General features: G+C 51.5%; 13 protein-coding genes and 1 pseudogene. 12 read left to right on the forward strand and 2 right to left on the reverse strand.

Going from position 1 to position 14,736, the window contains the following annotated elements:
• Positions 1 to 112 precede the first annotated feature (112 nt).
• The 5 genes from gatC (at position 113) to BSEL_RS03925 (ending at position 5,350) form a co-directional block, all read left to right on the forward strand.
• A complete protein-coding gene (gene gatC, locus BSEL_RS03905; RefSeq protein ID WP_013171702.1) occupies positions 113 to 403 on the forward strand; it encodes an Asp-tRNA(Asn)/Glu-tRNA(Gln) amidotransferase subunit GatC in 291 nt (96 codons plus the stop codon).
• 14 nt (positions 404 to 417) lie between these two features.
• The gene (gatA, locus tag BSEL_RS03910; RefSeq protein ID WP_013171703.1) at positions 418 to 1,887 is read left to right on the forward strand and encodes an Asp-tRNA(Asn)/Glu-tRNA(Gln) amidotransferase subunit GatA; all 1,470 of its coding nucleotides are present in this window, start codon (positions 418 to 420) and stop codon (positions 1,885 to 1,887) included.
• The gene (gatB, locus tag BSEL_RS03915) at positions 1,884 to 3,323 is read left to right on the forward strand and encodes an Asp-tRNA(Asn)/Glu-tRNA(Gln) amidotransferase subunit GatB (protein ID WP_013171704.1); all 1,440 of its coding nucleotides are present in this window, start codon (positions 1,884 to 1,886) and stop codon (positions 3,321 to 3,323) included. Before gatA ends, gatB begins: the two co-directional genes overlap by 4 nt.
• Positions 3,324 to 3,469: 146 nt before the next feature.
• Positions 3,470 to 3,907 carry a hypothetical protein gene (locus BSEL_RS03920; protein WP_155522695.1) on the forward strand — a complete coding sequence of 146 codons (438 nt, stop codon included), beginning with the start codon at positions 3,470 to 3,472 and terminating at the stop codon, positions 3,905 to 3,907.
• A 513-nt stretch (positions 3,908 to 4,420) separates the two neighbouring features.
• Positions 4,421 to 5,350: a diacylglycerol kinase gene (locus BSEL_RS03925; protein WP_013171706.1), complete on the forward strand. Its 930-nt coding sequence runs from the start codon at positions 4,421 to 4,423 to the stop codon at positions 5,348 to 5,350.
• Positions 5,351 to 5,406: 56 nt separating this feature from the next.
• On the opposite strand, the gene BSEL_RS03930 is transcribed toward BSEL_RS03925, so the two are convergent.
• Both BSEL_RS03930 and BSEL_RS03935 read right to left on the reverse strand, forming a co-directional pair.
• Positions 5,407 to 5,850 (reverse strand): DUF948 domain-containing protein, encoded by a 444-nt coding sequence (locus BSEL_RS03930; RefSeq protein WP_013171707.1) that lies wholly within the window; start codon positions 5,848 to 5,850, stop codon positions 5,407 to 5,409.
• A 66-nt stretch (positions 5,851 to 5,916) separates the two neighbouring features.
• Positions 5,917 to 6,264: a DUF5665 domain-containing protein gene (locus BSEL_RS03935; RefSeq protein ID WP_013171708.1), complete on the reverse strand. Its 348-nt coding sequence runs from the start codon at positions 6,262 to 6,264 to the stop codon at positions 5,917 to 5,919.
• Positions 6,265 to 6,499: 235 nt separating this feature from the next.
• Here BSEL_RS03935 and BSEL_RS03940 point away from each other — a divergent pair.
• The 7 genes and pseudogenes from BSEL_RS03940 (at position 6,500) to BSEL_RS03970 (ending at position 14,658) form a co-directional block, all read left to right on the forward strand.
• Positions 6,500 to 7,774 (forward strand): annotated as a pseudogene (locus BSEL_RS03940) (NupC/NupG family nucleoside CNT transporter).
• 78 nt (positions 7,775 to 7,852) lie between these two features.
• Positions 7,853 to 8,524 carry a deoxyribose-phosphate aldolase gene (deoC, locus tag BSEL_RS03945; protein ID WP_013171709.1) on the forward strand — a complete coding sequence of 224 codons (672 nt, stop codon included), beginning with the start codon at positions 7,853 to 7,855 and terminating at the stop codon, positions 8,522 to 8,524.
• A gap of 97 nt (positions 8,525 to 8,621) precedes the next feature.
• Positions 8,622 to 9,650, forward strand: a complete 1,029-nt coding sequence (gene ltaE, locus BSEL_RS03950; protein WP_013171710.1) for a low-specificity L-threonine aldolase — start codon at positions 8,622 to 8,624, stop codon at positions 9,648 to 9,650.
• 315 nt (positions 9,651 to 9,965) lie between these two features.
• Complete coding sequence (gene arsD, locus BSEL_RS03955; RefSeq protein ID WP_013171711.1) at positions 9,966 to 10,337, forward strand: arsenite efflux transporter metallochaperone ArsD; 372 nt, start codon at positions 9,966 to 9,968, stop codon at positions 10,335 to 10,337.
• A 29-nt stretch (positions 10,338 to 10,366) separates the two neighbouring features.
• Positions 10,367 to 12,130, forward strand: a complete 1,764-nt coding sequence (gene arsA / locus BSEL_RS03960; protein ID WP_013171712.1) for an arsenical pump-driving ATPase — start codon at positions 10,367 to 10,369, stop codon at positions 12,128 to 12,130.
• Between the two features lie 104 nt (positions 12,131 to 12,234).
• The gene (locus BSEL_RS03965) at positions 12,235 to 13,566 is read left to right on the forward strand and encodes an arsenic transporter (protein ID WP_013171713.1); all 1,332 of its coding nucleotides are present in this window, start codon (positions 12,235 to 12,237) and stop codon (positions 13,564 to 13,566) included.
• Positions 13,567 to 13,686: 120 nt separating this feature from the next.
• A complete protein-coding gene (locus BSEL_RS03970) occupies positions 13,687 to 14,658 on the forward strand; it encodes an NAD(P)/FAD-dependent oxidoreductase (protein WP_013171714.1) in 972 nt (323 codons plus the stop codon).
• Positions 14,659 to 14,736: the final 78 nt, after the last annotated feature.

A 14,736-nucleotide genomic window follows, 5' to 3' on the forward strand; every position in this document is an offset into this window, starting at 1 on the left:
TGATATAGTTTGAAAGGTAGTGAATCGTTACACGGACAGGGAGTGGGCGTTTGTTTTCCTCTGTCTGAATAAGACTGAATCATTTGACATTTTTAGATGGAGGTGTGCTGGTATGGCACGAATTACGAGAGAGCAGGTGGAGCATGTTGCGGGACTGGCGCGACTGTCTTTTTCTGAAGCGGAGAAAGAAGCCTTTACCGATCAGCTCGACAAGATCATTGAATTTTCCGAGCTGCTTAATGAAGTGAACACCGATGACGTGGAACCGACGTCCCACGCCATTGATGTACAGAACGTCCTGCGTGACGACGAGGTAACCCCTTCCCCTGCAAGTAAGGAATCGATGAAAAATGCACCGGATCAGGCGGAGGGCCAATACAGGGTTCCGTCTGTCCTGGACTGATGAAGGAGGCTCCTATGGAACAATCTGTGAAAGTACTGCATGATCAGCTGCGTAACGGTGAGACAACCGTCCGGACGATTGTGGACGGTTTTATTGCGCGAATTAAGGAAGTGGATGGCGATGTCGGGGCATTCCTCCGCATCGATGAACGGGCTGCCATTGAAAAGGCGGAAGCACTCGATGAACAGCTTGAAAAGGGTGATCTCTCTGTCGATGAGGCGCTGTTCGGTTTGCCTGTCGGGATCAAGGACAACATCGTGACGAAAGGGATGAAGACGACGTGTGCGTCTCAGCTTCTCGATAATTTTGAACCGATTCACGATGCAACAGTGGTGGAGAAGCTTGCAAAAACAGAAGCCATCGCTGTCGGCAAGCTTAATATGGATGAGTTTGCGATGGGTTCTTCCAATGAAAATTCAAGCTATCATCCGGTGAGAAATCCGTGGGATCTGACCCGGGTGCCTGGGGGATCAAGCGGCGGATCCGCCGCGGCTGTCGCAGCGGGAGAAGTCCCGTACACACTCGGCTCGGATACAGGCGGTTCCATCCGTGAACCGGCGGCCTACTGCGGTGTGACCGGGATGAAGCCTACATACGGCCGCGTATCGCGGTTCGGGCTCGTGGCCTTTGCGTCGTCGCTCGATCAGATCGGGCCCCTGACGAGAAACGCCGAAGACAATGCCCTCGTCCTGCAGGCGATTGCCGGCTACGACAAGCGGGATTCCACGAGTGCGAACGTGGCGGTTCCGGACTTCTCAAAAGACCTGAACGCGGGTGTCAAAGGACTGAAGGTGGCCGTACCGAAAGAATACCTCGGCGAAGGCGTCGATGAAGGCGTCAAAGCCCAGGTGACAGAAGCCATTGAGGAACTGAAGAAGCAGGGGGCCGTATGTGAAGAAGTCTCCCTGCCGCATTCCAAGTATGCCACGGCAGCCTACTACCTGATTTCTTCCTCGGAAGCGTCGGCGAACCTCGCCCGCTTTGACGGGATCCGCTACGGCGTGCGTAAAGAGGGGGAGAACCTCCTTGATACGTACAGGCAGTCGAGAAGCGAAGGCTTCGGTGACGAAGTGAAGCGGCGGATTATGCTCGGGACATTCGCCTTAAGCTCCGGCTATTACGACGCTTATTACGACAAAGCCCAGCGGGTGAGAACGCTCATCAAGCAGGACTTTGAGAAGCTGTTTGAGACGTACGATGTCATCGTCGGCCCGACGGCTCCGACAGTCGCCTTTAAGATCGGCGAGCAGGTGGACGATCCGCTGACGATGTACGCCAACGATATTATGACGGTGCCGATGAACCTCGCAGGTGTCCCGGCCATCAGTATCCCGTGCGGCTTCAGTGAAGGCATGCCTGTCGGGCTGCAGATCATAGGCAAGCACTTCGATGAAGCGATGCTGTACCGTGTGGCTCACGCCTACCAGCAGGTAACCGACCACCATCAGATGGAACCGGCACTGAAAGGAGGGACTTCACAATGAGCGAATTCGAAACGGTCATCGGCCTTGAAGTCCACGTAGAACTGAAAACCAATTCTAAAATCTTTTGCGGCTGTTCCACCTCGTTTGGGGCAGAGCCGAATGCCAATACATGCCCTGTCTGCCTCGGTCATCCCGGGGTCCTGCCGGTACTGAACCGTCAGGCCGTCGACTTTGCGATGAAGGCGGCAATGGCCATCAACTGTGAGATCGCCGACGTGACGAAGTTTGACCGGAAGAACTATTTCTACCCGGACAGCCCGAAGGCGTATCAGATCTCCCAGTATGACAAGCCGATCGGGGAGAACGGCTATATCGATATCGAAGTGAACGGGGAAACGAAGCGCATCGGCATCACCCGACTGCATCTTGAAGAGGATGCCGGAAAGCTGACCCACGTCGAAGGGGCCGATCCGCATACCCTCGTCGACTACAACCGGGTCGGAACGCCGCTTGTGGAGATCGTCAGTGAACCGGATATCCGCACGCCTGAAGAGGCCTATGCCTATCTCGAAAAACTGAAAGCGATCATTCAGTATACGGAAGTCTCAGACTGCAAGATGGAGGAGGGTTCGCTTCGCTGTGATGCGAACATTTCGATCCGGCCTTACGGACAGGATGAGTTCGGCACGAAGACGGAGCTGAAGAACCTGAACTCCTTTGCCCATGTCCAAAAAGGATTGGAGCATGAAGAAAAGCGGCAGGCAGACGTTATTAGCGGGGGCGGAGAGATCCTCCAGGAAACCCGCAGGTATGACGAACAGTCGAAGAGCACGATCCTTATGCGTGTCAAAGAAGGTTCTGATGATTACCGGTATTTCCCCGATCCGGACCTCGTGCAGTATCACCTGGATGCAGAGTGGAAGAAGCGGGTGAAAAACAGCATCCCTGAACTGCCTGACGCGAGACAGAAGCGCTATGTGGAGGATCTGGATCTCCCGGCCTACGACGCCGGGGTCCTCACCCAGCAAAAAGCGATGAGTGACTTCTTTGAGCAGGCGATCGCCCAGGGCGGTCCGCCAAAGCAGCTCTCCAACTGGCTCATGGGCGAAGTGAACGCCTACCTGAACCAGAATGGCAAGGAGATTGAGGACGTGCCGATGACGCCGGAAGCCCTCGTTTCCATGATCGGCATGATCGATAAAGGCACGATCTCTTCGAAGATCGCGAAGAAAGTGTTCAAGGAGCTCATCGAAAAAGGCGGCGATCCGGAGAAAATCGTCAAGGACAAGGGACTTGTCCAGATCAGCGACGAAGGGGAAATCCGCAAGATGGTCAACGACGCCCTTGATCAGAATGAACAGTCCGTTGATGATTTCAAGAACGGAAAAGACAAGGCGATCGGCTTTTTGGTCGGTCAGGTGATGAAAGCATCCAAAGGAAAAGCCAATCCGCAGATGGTAAACGAGCTATTGGCAGAAGAAATAAAGAAACGCTAGGAGCTTGCCCCTGTCCATGATGGACGGGGGCTTATTGCGTCTGAACGCGTTATATGCAGGTTGAAGCTGTCTGCCACTGTGGTATACTGACACGCATGTGTGAAAAAACATGACCTGTCTGTACAGGTCGCTAATAAGAAAGGCCAGTGATTATAACCATGTCGTTTATCAGTAAGACAGTCAGTATGATCGGACTCGCTATCGGCGTGATCACGATCGTCGCATTCAGTTTGACGTTTGTACCTGCAGCGAATGTCGAGGTGCAGTCGTTTACCGCTCTCCTTTGGTTTGCAGGCGGTGTCCTGCTTTGGATCATTCCGCTTCAGGTCATTGACGCATTGAAACTTGTCCGAGTCCAGCGCCGGATCCGCCGGATTATTTATCCGTATCTCGTCAATGCCGTCCAGGTCGGGGCTTTCGTCTATTATGTGGTACAGCTTGAAGCGAGGGTATCCGGGGTTGTCTTCTCGGGTGTCGGACTGGTGCTCTTTTCCTTTGCCATCGTTCTGATTGCGAGGGGCGTGTACCGCTTGATCTCAAGACGCGTTGCCGATGAACTCGGCCCGAGAGTCCGCGTTCAATAAAAGTGAAAAAGATCGTAATCAGAAGAAAAGAAGCGAAATCTGAAGAAGGGGAGAGCTGATCTCCCCTCATCAAATATTCTGAATATTTACAATACACAGTTAATTGAGTATACTTCACCTACAGCAATCAACACACCGGTTGCTGGGATACTTAGAAGAAGGAGGGCAGACCGTCAGAGAATCGCAACCATCATGGCAAAGGATGTGAATCCGATGACGTAGCGTGAGCGAAGCGGAATGGATCATTACATTCTGCGGGGACTGAAAGTTACGCATCACAAGATGATTGCAAAGGAGATGGTTAACGAACATTATGGATAGTGACTTAACAACTTAGCGGCCCACCGCATCCTTAACTGAAGGACGGTGGAGCCGCTTTTGTGTGTGTCCAGGCATCTTTCGCCCACAGACTTGTCTTCAGTGATTCCGGTTTCCCTCACAGGGCTATTGCTTTTCAGCGGTTGAAAAAATGTGTATACTGAAGATGGAAATAACGGGAAACGGGGTGATGGAATGAAGCGGGCAAGGCTCATTTATAATCCGTCTTCAGGACGGGAACAGGTGAAGAAATACTTGCCATACATACTCGAGAATCTCGAGAAATCGGGCTATGAAGCATCTGCCCATGCAACGACAGGGAAGGACTGCGCCACAAAGGCGGCAAGAACGGCCTGCGAACGCGGCTTTGATCTGATCATCGCAGCCGGCGGGGACGGAACGATCAACGAGGTCGTGCAGGGCATGGTCAATCAGGAGCACCGGCCGGCTCTCGGGATTCTCCCAGGGGGGACGACGAATGATTTTGCCCGGGCACTGAATCTGCCGAAGACCATACCCGGCGCGTGCAAGGTCATCGTTGAGGGAAGACGGGTCACGTCGGATGTCGGCCAGGTCGGCGATGCATCGTTTATTAATATTGCTGCAGGCGGGACATTGACGGAGCTCACTTATGAAGTGCCGAGCCGCCTGAAGACGATGATCGGTCAGCTCGCCTATTACGTCAAAGGCTTCGAAAAACTGCCCCGCATCAAACCCGTGGACGTCACGATTCACTATGACGGTGAGGTGTTTGAAGGCGAGATCATGCTCTTTCTCGTTGCCAATACGAATTCCGTCGGCGGCTTTGAGAAGCTCGCCCCGAATGCGACGATCAACGACGGCAAGTTTGATATGCTGATTCTGAAGAAAACGAACCTTGCTGATGCGGTGCGGGTCGTGACCGCTGCTCTTCGCGGCGAGCATATTTCCGATGACCGGGTCATTTACACCCAGGCGTCGGAGATCCTGATTGAACCGAAAGAAGAGATGCTTTTGAATCTCGACGGCGAATACGGGGGCAAGCTCCCGAGCCGCTTCGTTAATCTGAAGGGCCATATTGATCTGATGCTGCCGAATGAACACCTCGCCTGCCTCGGGGAGAAGAATCCCCTTGAAGACGACTGAACAATAAAAGGAACCGGGACGTCTTGTCCCGGTTCCTTTTGCAGGTAATGTCTTTATTAATCGGCTGCTTCATCCGCCGCTTTTTTTTCTTTTTGCAGCTCTTTCAGATAGTAAATGAACGCCGCGCCCCGGAGGATGCCTTCGAGGTTCTTTTTGTCGAGAATACTGATGCCGTCGTTCGCTTTATCCGCCTTGGCACCGGTATAGTTGGCGAATGTTGACGTGAAATTGTGAGCTGCCTGGCCGGTATCATGAATGATATCGAACAGCGGATTCACTTTCTGCATCTTGCCGTGGACATCCACGAGCGTTTCGTTCGTGTTGTGAAGGATCACGGTCACTTCACCGGTAATCTCCCCGACGCTCTTATTCGCCGTTTCCACGGTGTCCGCCACGTTTCCGAGCGTTTGGGCGAGATTCTTCATCACCGGGATCAGAATAATAATGAGCCCTGCAAAAGCGAGAGCCAGAATAAATACACCTAAACCTAACCAATCCATATGTATCACCTCATCTGAAATATTTTAGACTGTCCGTTTGAACAGCATGGTACCTGTTTTCGGGTGTTACGGTGTGTCCTGGTACTGTTCCACTTCATTGAGAAGATTGGCGATCCATTCCCCGATGAGAGGCAGATCGACCATATTTGAGAGAATAAAGAACAGAATGACGAGGAAGATGGCCGTTCCGACCGTCAGGCCGACCCCGCGGGCTACGCCTGCGATGAGGTTCGTCTTGATCACTTCTTTCTTGTCAGTGAAATGATAGGCCATGTCCTTCAGACGTCCTTTGGTCGTCATGTCCTCGAGTTTATCGAGGAGTGCCTCGAACCGTTCATTCTCCTCATGGCGCTTTTCATCGCCACGACTCGAGGAAGGAATTTTTTTCTTTTCCTGATCACTCGATACTGTCATATGCAACACTCCCATGTGTAATGAATCATATGAAGTCCTATTCCCTGCATCTCCTATTTTAAACGATCCAGGATGGAAAGGCTATGTATTTTTTCCCTTTTCACGGTGAACGAAAAAAGTTTGGGAAAGCTGTTGAAAAGGATTACAAATTGAACTGAAGATATGATAAACTGATTTTGTTGAAAGGTCAGACATCTGACTCGTCTGACGAATTACATCATGATGAGGTGAGAATGTGAATATATTGTGGGGAATCATGGGGATGCTTACGGTGATTGGCCTGGCACTGCTCTTGTCAAATAACCGTAAAGCAATCCGTCCGAGAACGATTATCGGCGGATTGGCGATCTAGCTGACCTTTGCGTTCATCGTACTGAGATGGGAGCAGGGGAAGGAAGCCCTTCAGGGATTAACGGGGGTGGTCAATAATGTGATTGACTACGCTGACGAAGGGATCAACTTTCTCTTTGGCGGACTGTTCGAAGCGGAAGGGATCGGCATGGTCTTTGCCTTTCAGGTTCTGACGGTTGTCATCTTCTTCTCGTCGCTGATCTCTGTGCTGTACTACCTCGGCATCATGCAGAAAATCATTAAAGTGCTTGGCGGCGCTCTCTCGTGGCTTCTCGGGACAAGTAAGCCGGAATCGCTGTCCGCAGCAGCAAATATTTTTGTCGGACAGACGGAAGCACCCCTTGTCGTCAAACTGTTTCTGAACAAGATGACCCGCTCCGAGCTCTTTGCGGTCATGACGGGGGGACTTGCATCGGTTGCAGGATCTGTTTTGATCGGCTATTCTTTACTTGGGGTGCCACTTGAGTATTTACTGGCCGCAAGCTTCATGGCCGCACCATCGGGGCTCGTGATGGCGAAGATCATCATGCCGGAAACCGAGCTCAGTAAGACGAGCGATGAGCGTGAAGATATCGATATGAGCGATGACACGGAATCCTTTAACGTCATCGATGCCGCAGCGCGGGGTGCGAGTACGGTGCTTCAGCTCGCACTGAACATCGGTGCGATGCTCCTTGCGTTTATTGCCCTGATCGCCCTGATAAACGGGTTGCTGGGGGGCGGTCAGTCCATCATCAACAGCAGTGTCAACTGGGTTCTCGGTCTGGTCGGATCGGACGCGACGATCCAGCTGTCAGGCATTACGCTTGAGGCCATTTTCGGCACGCTGTTTGCGCCGATTGCGTTTATGATCGGTGTCCCTTGGGCTGAAGCGATGCAGGCAGGTTCCTATATCGGGCAAAAGCTGATCTTAAACGAGTTCGTCGCCTATGCCGCATTTGCCCCGGAAATTGACGCCCTTGATCCCAAGACAGTCCTTGTTGTGAGCTTTGCCCTCTGCGGCTTTGCCAATGTATCCTCACTGGGGATTCTCCTCGGCGGGCTTGGCCGTCTTGCACCAAACCGGCGTCAGGACATTGCGCAGCTCGGTCTGAAAGCCGTTGCTGCGGGGATGCTGGCTTCGCTTCTCAATGCGTCCATCGCCGGCATGTTCTTTTAAACCATCGGCAACACCAGTTGGAAACACCGCCTGACAATCAGGCGTAAATCTTGAACGAGATGAAAGGATGAATGTATCATGAGTCAATCCATTGCAAGCATGATCGATCACACGCTGTTAAAGCCGGAAACGAAGAAGGAACAGGTTGTGACCCTCTGTGAAGAAGCGAAGACGTACAAGTTCGCATCCGTCTGTGTCAATCCGACCTGGGTGAAGACGTCCGCGGAACTCCTCGCAGGAAGCGGTGTGGATGTGTGCACGGTTGTCGGCTTCCCGCTTGGGGCGTCAACACCGGAAGTAAAGGCGTTTGAAACGGCGAACGCGATTGAGAACGGCGCTACGGAGATCGACATGGTGCTCAATATCGGGGCATTAAAGGATGGCGATGATGCCCTTCTTGAAGCCGATATGAAAGCGGTCGTCGAAGCAGCGAAAGGTAAAGCCCTGACGAAAGTCATCCTCGAGACATGTCTGTTAACAGATGAGGAGAAAGTCCGGGCGTGTGAGATTGCCGTGAAGGCGGGCCTTGACTTCGTCAAGACGTCCACCGGTTTCTCCACAGGCAATGCAACGGTTGAAGACGTGGCACTGATGCGCAAGACCGTCGGTGATAAAGCCGGCGTGAAAGCGTCCGGCGGGGTGAGAAGCCTGGCCGATGCAGAAGCGATGGTCGAGGCCGGAGCAACCCGGATCGGTGCGAGTGCGGGCGTGAAGATCGTTGAAGGTGAAGAAGCAAAGAGTGACTATTAAAGAATAGCCAGAGCCCCGGTTTTTACAAGCCGGGGCTTTGGCTTTGTCTTTTGCAGTGCTATACTGATGGCATTAACAGGTGAAGGGAGACGTTTGGATGATTGATTTAAGAAGCGATACGGTAACGAGACCGACAGCGGCGATGAGGCAGGCGGCCTTTGAGGCCGAGGTCGGGGATGATGTCTACGGGGAGGACCCGAATGTGAACGCCCTTGAAGAAGAAGCGGCGGCTGTGCTCGGCAAAGAGGCAGCCTTGTTTGTGACGAGCGGGACACAGGGCAACCAGCTTGCGGCACTCGTTCACGCGAGACCCGGTCAGGAAGTGATTCTCGAGCAGGATGCGCATATTTATCTGTATGAAGGCGGAGCAATCTCCGCATTGGCCGGGGTACAGCCGCGGACGATTGCCGGAAAACGCGGCGCCATGGCCGCGGAGGATGTGGACATGGCGATCCGGGCAGAGGATATCCACTTTCCTGAAACAGGGCTCATTTTTGTGGAGAATACCCATAACAAAGCCGGCGGCGCCGTCGTGTCCGTGGCGGACATGAAGGCCGTCTTTGACGTGGCACAGGCAAACGGGATTCCTGTTCATCTTGATGGTGCAAGGCTTTTTAATGCGGCAGTGTCCGCAGGTGTGACGGTGGCGGATTTTGCGAAGTATACAGATTCGGTGCAGGTCTGCCTCTCAAAAGGGCTTGGCGCCCCGGTCGGTTCGATCATTGCCGGCTCGGAAGCTTTTATCAGCCAGGCAAGGAAATGGCGTAAACGCCTCGGCGGCGGCATGAGGCAGGCGGGGGTGATTGCGGCGCCGGCAAGGATTGCCCTCAAGGAACATGTAGACCGACTTGAAGACGATCACCGCCTTGCAAGGGAGCTCGCGAAGGCCATCGGGCAGTATGAAGGTCTGTCGGTGCTCAATCACGTGGAGACGAATATTGTGATGATGGATGTAAGGAACAGCGGGCTCACTCATCAGGACTGGATCCGGGGGCTGAAGGAACGCGGCGTGCTTACCGGCGGCATGGGACCGGGTATACTGCGTTTTGTCACACATCTGGATGTGTCAGAAGAGGACATCAGGAAGGCGGTTCTGCCGGCGATCGGAGATCTGCTTTCACGGTGATGAATGGTTATGTACAACAGGGGAGGATCCGGTGGAATACCGGATCCTCTCTTTATTTTACTATAGGAATGTTTAACTCCGTTAAAGGATTATAGTATAAGTGCAACTAAGGCTTTGGCCAGTAAAGCCTGGCGACAAGCCAAGTTTTCTTTATCTGTTCAGTTTTCGGTTTCCCCAGGCAGTGAGGGGGCTCGGCAGCCGGCTAGCGAAGGATCCATTTTGTGAACAATTTAAAGAACGGGTTGTATTTCGAATCTTCAAGGCATATAATCGGAATTGAATATAAGAGATTTATTATATGAGGAGGTCATCACGATGACAACGAAAGTGGAACTGTTTGATCCGGCCCTATGCTGCCCGACGGGCGTATGCGGAACGGATGTGAATCCGGAATTGACGAAAATTGCACGGCTTGTATCGGTTCTGACGGGAATGGGCTATTCTGTGAAACGCTATAACCTCGCGCAGGAGCCGATGCCCTTTTCAACGAACAAGGAGATTGTGGATCTGATGGAACAGCACGGTGTCGACAGCCTGCCGGGCGTTGTCGTAAATGGAACACTCGTATTCAGCGGACGGTATCCGACAATCTCTGAATTTGCCGAATGGTTTGATATGGCTGAAGACGATCTGCGGGAACAAATGAAGACACCGAAGAAGACGCTGAACATTTCCCTGAACGGCTAATCAGATTCTCTGAAGGAGGAAACACCATCATGAAACGACTCACCCCACAGGATATCACCGATACACAGTATCTGTTTTTCACAGGTAAAGGCGGCGTTGGCAAAACATCCGCTGCCTGCGCAACGGCGGTCTCTCTTGCCGATCAGGGTAAGAAAGTTCTGATCGTCAGTACCGATCCTGCTTCGAATTTGCAGGATGTGTTCGGTACAACATTAGCAAATGAACCGGCACCGGTTCCAGGTGTGGATAACCTGTTTGCAGCGAATCTTGATCCGGAGGAAGCGGCGGCGGCTTACCGTAACAAGATGATCGATCCGTACAGAGAGACACTGCCACAGGCAGCCCTCGACAGTATGGAAGAACAGCTCTCAGGTGCGTGTACAGTGGAGATTGCAGCATTTGACGAGTTTTCGAGTCTTCTCGCCAATGAAGAAGCGACGGCCGATTTCGATCATATTCTCTTTGATACCGCTCCGACGGGGCATACACTCCGTCTGCTTCAGCTGCCGAACGCCTGGAGCGATTTCCTTGAAGGGAATGAGAACGGCGCATCCTGCCTCGGACCGCTTGCAGGGCTTGCGGACAAGAAAGCCCTTTATCAGAAGACCGTTGAGGCGTTGGCGAACGGAGAACGTACGAAACTGATCCTGGTTGCCCGCCCGGATGAATCGACGCTCGTGGAGGCAGGTAAAGCTGCAAAGGAACTGGGTGAAATCGGAATCTTGAATCAACTGCTTGTTATCAATGGTGTTTTTGAGCGAACATCAGCGGATCCAACGGCGATTCAGCTTGAGAAGAAGCAGCAGGAGGCTCTGCAAACAATCCCGGCTTATTTTGACGACAAACCGGTGTTTACGCTGCCGCTCGTTCCTTATAATCTGACCGGATTTCAGGCACTTCGCGATCTGTTCGATGCTGATGCCACACAGCTGTCCGAGTCAATACCAACAGCAGAGCCGATTGATTTACCTTCTGTCAGCGACATGATTGATGAACTCGCTGCACGCAATAAGGGCGTGTTTATGACGATGGGGAAAGGCGGCGTTGGGAAAACAACCGTTGCCGCGGCAGTCGCAGCAGGTCTTGCCGACCGGGGGCACAAAGTGCTTTTAACGACAACCGATCCGGCGGCTCATGTAGATCTGGTAATCGATCATGATCAAATGGAAGGGACGCTTGCTGTCAGCCGAATTGATCCGAAGCAAGAGGTTGAAAATTATAAAGCTCAAGTCTTAAATAACGTCAGTTCAGAACTTACAGAAGATGAACTTGCATATATTAAGGAGGATCTTGAATCGCCATGCACCGAAGAAATCGCTGTGTTCCGCGCCTTTGCCGAGACGGTTGACCAGGCGAAAGATGCATTTGTCGTCATTGATACAGCACCGACGGGTCACACGCTCCTTCTCCTCGATGCCGCCCAGTCGTACCATAAAGAAGTCGAACGCACTCAAGGTGATCTCCCGGAATCCGTAAAGCAGCTGCTTCCAAGGCTCCGTAACCCTGAAGAAACGTTCATCAGTCTCGTTACATTACCTGAAGCGACTCCTGCTTATGAAGCAGGACGCCTGCAAGACGATTTGCGCCGGGCGCAGATTGAACCGGCATGGTGGATCATTAATCAAAGCTATCATGAAACAGGCACGACAGATCCGATCCTTGCAGGACGTGCCTTTGCCGAACGCAAGTGGATCAAGGAAGTCAAAGAGAGCTATTCGCAAAAGGCTTGCATCATTCCGTGGCAGGCCGATCAAGTAAAAGGGCTTGAGAAATTGAAAGCCCTGACGAAATAAATTCGGATTCCCCCTCAAAGAAACGGGCAGGCTGTCATTCGTTTTACAGCCTGCCACAGTTTCGAACATTGAAAGTCATTATGTATTGAACTGGAGGCTTATGCATGTTTTCGATATCATTGGCAGTACTTATTTTTCTTTTTACATTATTTCTTGTGATTAAACAGCCGAAAAACCTTGGCATCGGCTGGTCAGCGACAATCGGTGCTGTACTGGCTCTGCTTGCAGGTGTTGTCAGTTTTGCGGATGTCGGCGAAGTAACCGGCATCGTTTGGAATGCCACTTTGACCTTTATCGGGATTATTATTATTTCGTTAATCCTTGACGAGATCGGTTTTTTTGAATGGGCAGCTTTACATATGGCCCGCGTTGCGAAAGGGAATGGTATCAAGATGTTCGTCTTTGTTTCCCTCCTTGGTTCTGTCGTCGCGGCCTTTTTCGCAAATGACGGCGCAGCGCTCATCTTAACACCGATTGTTCTCGCGATGGTACGTGCCCTTAAATTCAAGGAAGCAATGATTCTTCCTTTTATTATGGCGAGCGGTTTTATTGCCGACTCAACGTCACTTCCGTTGATCGTCAGTAACCTTGTCAATATCGTCTCTGCCGACTTTTTTGGCATTGGCTTTATTGAATATGCATCGGTGATGATTGTGCCGAACTTCTTTGCGATTATTGCAAGTATCGTTGTGCTTTACATTTATTTCCGTAAAGACATTCCAACGACGTATGATATGTCAATGCTGAGAGAACCGAAAGAAGCAATCAAAGACCACAAGATGTTCCGCCTTTCCTGGGCTGTATTGGGGATCCTGCTTGCTGGCTATTTCATCAGTGAGTTCATCTATATCGATAATCCAATCACAGGCGAATCGATGACATTCCCGGTATCGTTTGTCGCATTGACCATTGCCGGATTCTTTCTTGTAATGGCAAGCCGCAGTCACGCAGTCGATACGACGAAGGTGATGAAAGGCGCTCCATGGGGAATCGTTGTCTTCTCCATCGGGATGTATGTCGTGGTCTTCGGGCTGCGTAATGTGGGACTCACAGATGTGCTGGCCGGTGTATTTAACGGAGCGGCAGATCAAGGACTGTTCGTCGGTACAATGTCGATGGGTTTCATTGCGGCATTTCTCTCGTCGATTATGAATAATATGCCAACAGTGATGATCAATGCGCTTGCCATTAACGATGCGGAGATGACCGGTACGATGCAGCAGGCCTTTATCTATGCCAACGTCATCGGCTCGGACCTTGGTCCGAAGATCACACCGATCGGTTCATTGGCCACCTTGCTCTGGCTGCATGTTCTCGCACTCAAGGGGGTCAAGATCAGCTGGGGGTATTACTTCAAAGTCGGGATTGTCATTACGATACCGACCCTGTTCATTACGCTCACCGGACTTTACCTCTGGTTACTGATTATCGGTTAATTGGATAAGAATGATTAAAAGCCGCGGGTCAATCCCGCGGCTTTTTGTCTCGGAAAATGCGTATTAAAGATGTAATTCGGGTATAGTATTCACCATGACAGCTTCTATAGGAGGATACATATGACGAGATCAATTGGGATTGTAGGTGCAGGGTTGACTGGACTGACTGCAGCACATCATTTGAAAGAGGCAGGCTGTGACGTGACAGTTTTTGAGAAGAGTAAGAGTCCCGGGGGGCGGATGGCAACGAGGCGTGTCGGTGATGGCAAAATGGATCATGGAGCGGTCTTTTTTACCGTTCGTTCCGAAGCCTTTCAAACGCAGGTTGATACGTGGCTGAAAGACGGGCAGGTGCGCCGCTGGTTTGGAGAGGAGCACCCAAGGTACACCGGGACGGAAGGCATGAATCCACTTATGAAGCATTATGCAACATATGTGAATGTGACATTGAATACGAAAATTACCGATATTCTATATCAAGATCAACAGGTGACACTGATCGATCAAGATAATATAAAACGGATCTTCGACGCTGTGATCTTGACGGCTCCGTTGCCACAGACCATGGAGCTGATCAGCGGAACAGCGCTGCCCTTGAGTCAACAGCAGCGAAAGGAACTCCAGGCGATCACCTTTGAACCTTGCTATGTCGGTCTGTTTGAATTGAAAGAGGCCGTTACCATTGGTGAACATGGTTTGCTAGATGAGACTTTGCCAAAGGGAATCATGAAAATCGTCGCCAATGACCAGAAGGGTATCTCCTCTTCTCCGAAAATCAGCGTCTATATGGACGGTACATGGAGTAAAGCACATGACAAGGAAAGTGAAGCAGATATTCTCTCGGACATATTGAACCGATTCAAGAAAACGTTTCCGGATCGCGATGTACAGATTACGGGACGGCAGTTAAAACGCTGGCGATACAGTCAGGCAGAATCCCTCTACCCTGATACGTATGTAAAGCTGGAGCATCTCCCTGTTTACTTGGCGGGTGATTCCTTTGTACACCCGGACGATCCTGGTGCAAGGTCCCGGGTGGAGAGTGCTTATTTATCAGGAACCGGGGTCTGTAAAGCACTGCTGGATACGTGATCGGATACAGACGATAAAGCCAGGATGTGATACAATCGATTGCGGAAGAATCCTAAGCAAGGAAGGAATAATCATGAC

The sequence above is a fragment of the [Bacillus] selenitireducens MLS10 genome (genome assembly GCF_000093085.1).
Lineage (GTDB): Bacteria > Bacillota > Bacilli > Bacillales > Salisediminibacteriaceae > Salisediminibacterium > Salisediminibacterium selenitireducens.

Bases quoted from the DNA above. Each gene is read 5' to 3' on its own strand.
- gatC (WP_013171702.1), top strand. From the start codon at position 113: ATGGCACGAATTACGAGAGAGCAGGTGGAGCATGTTGCGGGACTGGCG.
- gatA (WP_013171703.1), top strand. From the start codon at position 418: ATGGAACAATCTGTGAAAGTACTGCATGATCAGCTGCGTAACGGTGAG.
- gatB (WP_013171704.1), top strand. From the start codon at position 1,884: ATGAGCGAATTCGAAACGGTCATCGGCCTTGAAGTCCACGTAGAACTG.
- BSEL_RS03925 (WP_013171706.1), top strand. From the start codon at position 4,421: ATGAAGCGGGCAAGGCTCATTTATAATCCGTCTTCAGGACGGGAACAG.
- BSEL_RS03930 (WP_013171707.1), bottom strand. From the start codon at position 5,850: ATGGATTGGTTAGGTTTAGGTGTATTTATTCTGGCTCTCGCTTTTGCA.
- BSEL_RS03935 (WP_013171708.1), bottom strand. From the start codon at position 6,264: ATGACAGTATCGAGTGATCAGGAAAAGAAAAAAATTCCTTCCTCGAGT.
- deoC (WP_013171709.1), top strand. From the start codon at position 7,853: ATGAGTCAATCCATTGCAAGCATGATCGATCACACGCTGTTAAAGCCG.
- ltaE (WP_013171710.1), top strand. From the start codon at position 8,622: ATGATTGATTTAAGAAGCGATACGGTAACGAGACCGACAGCGGCGATG.
- arsD (WP_013171711.1), top strand. From the start codon at position 9,966: ATGACAACGAAAGTGGAACTGTTTGATCCGGCCCTATGCTGCCCGACG.
- arsA (WP_013171712.1), top strand. From the start codon at position 10,367: ATGAAACGACTCACCCCACAGGATATCACCGATACACAGTATCTGTTT.
- BSEL_RS03965 (WP_013171713.1), top strand. From the start codon at position 12,235: ATGTTTTCGATATCATTGGCAGTACTTATTTTTCTTTTTACATTATTT.
- BSEL_RS03970 (WP_013171714.1), top strand. From the start codon at position 13,687: ATGACGAGATCAATTGGGATTGTAGGTGCAGGGTTGACTGGACTGACT.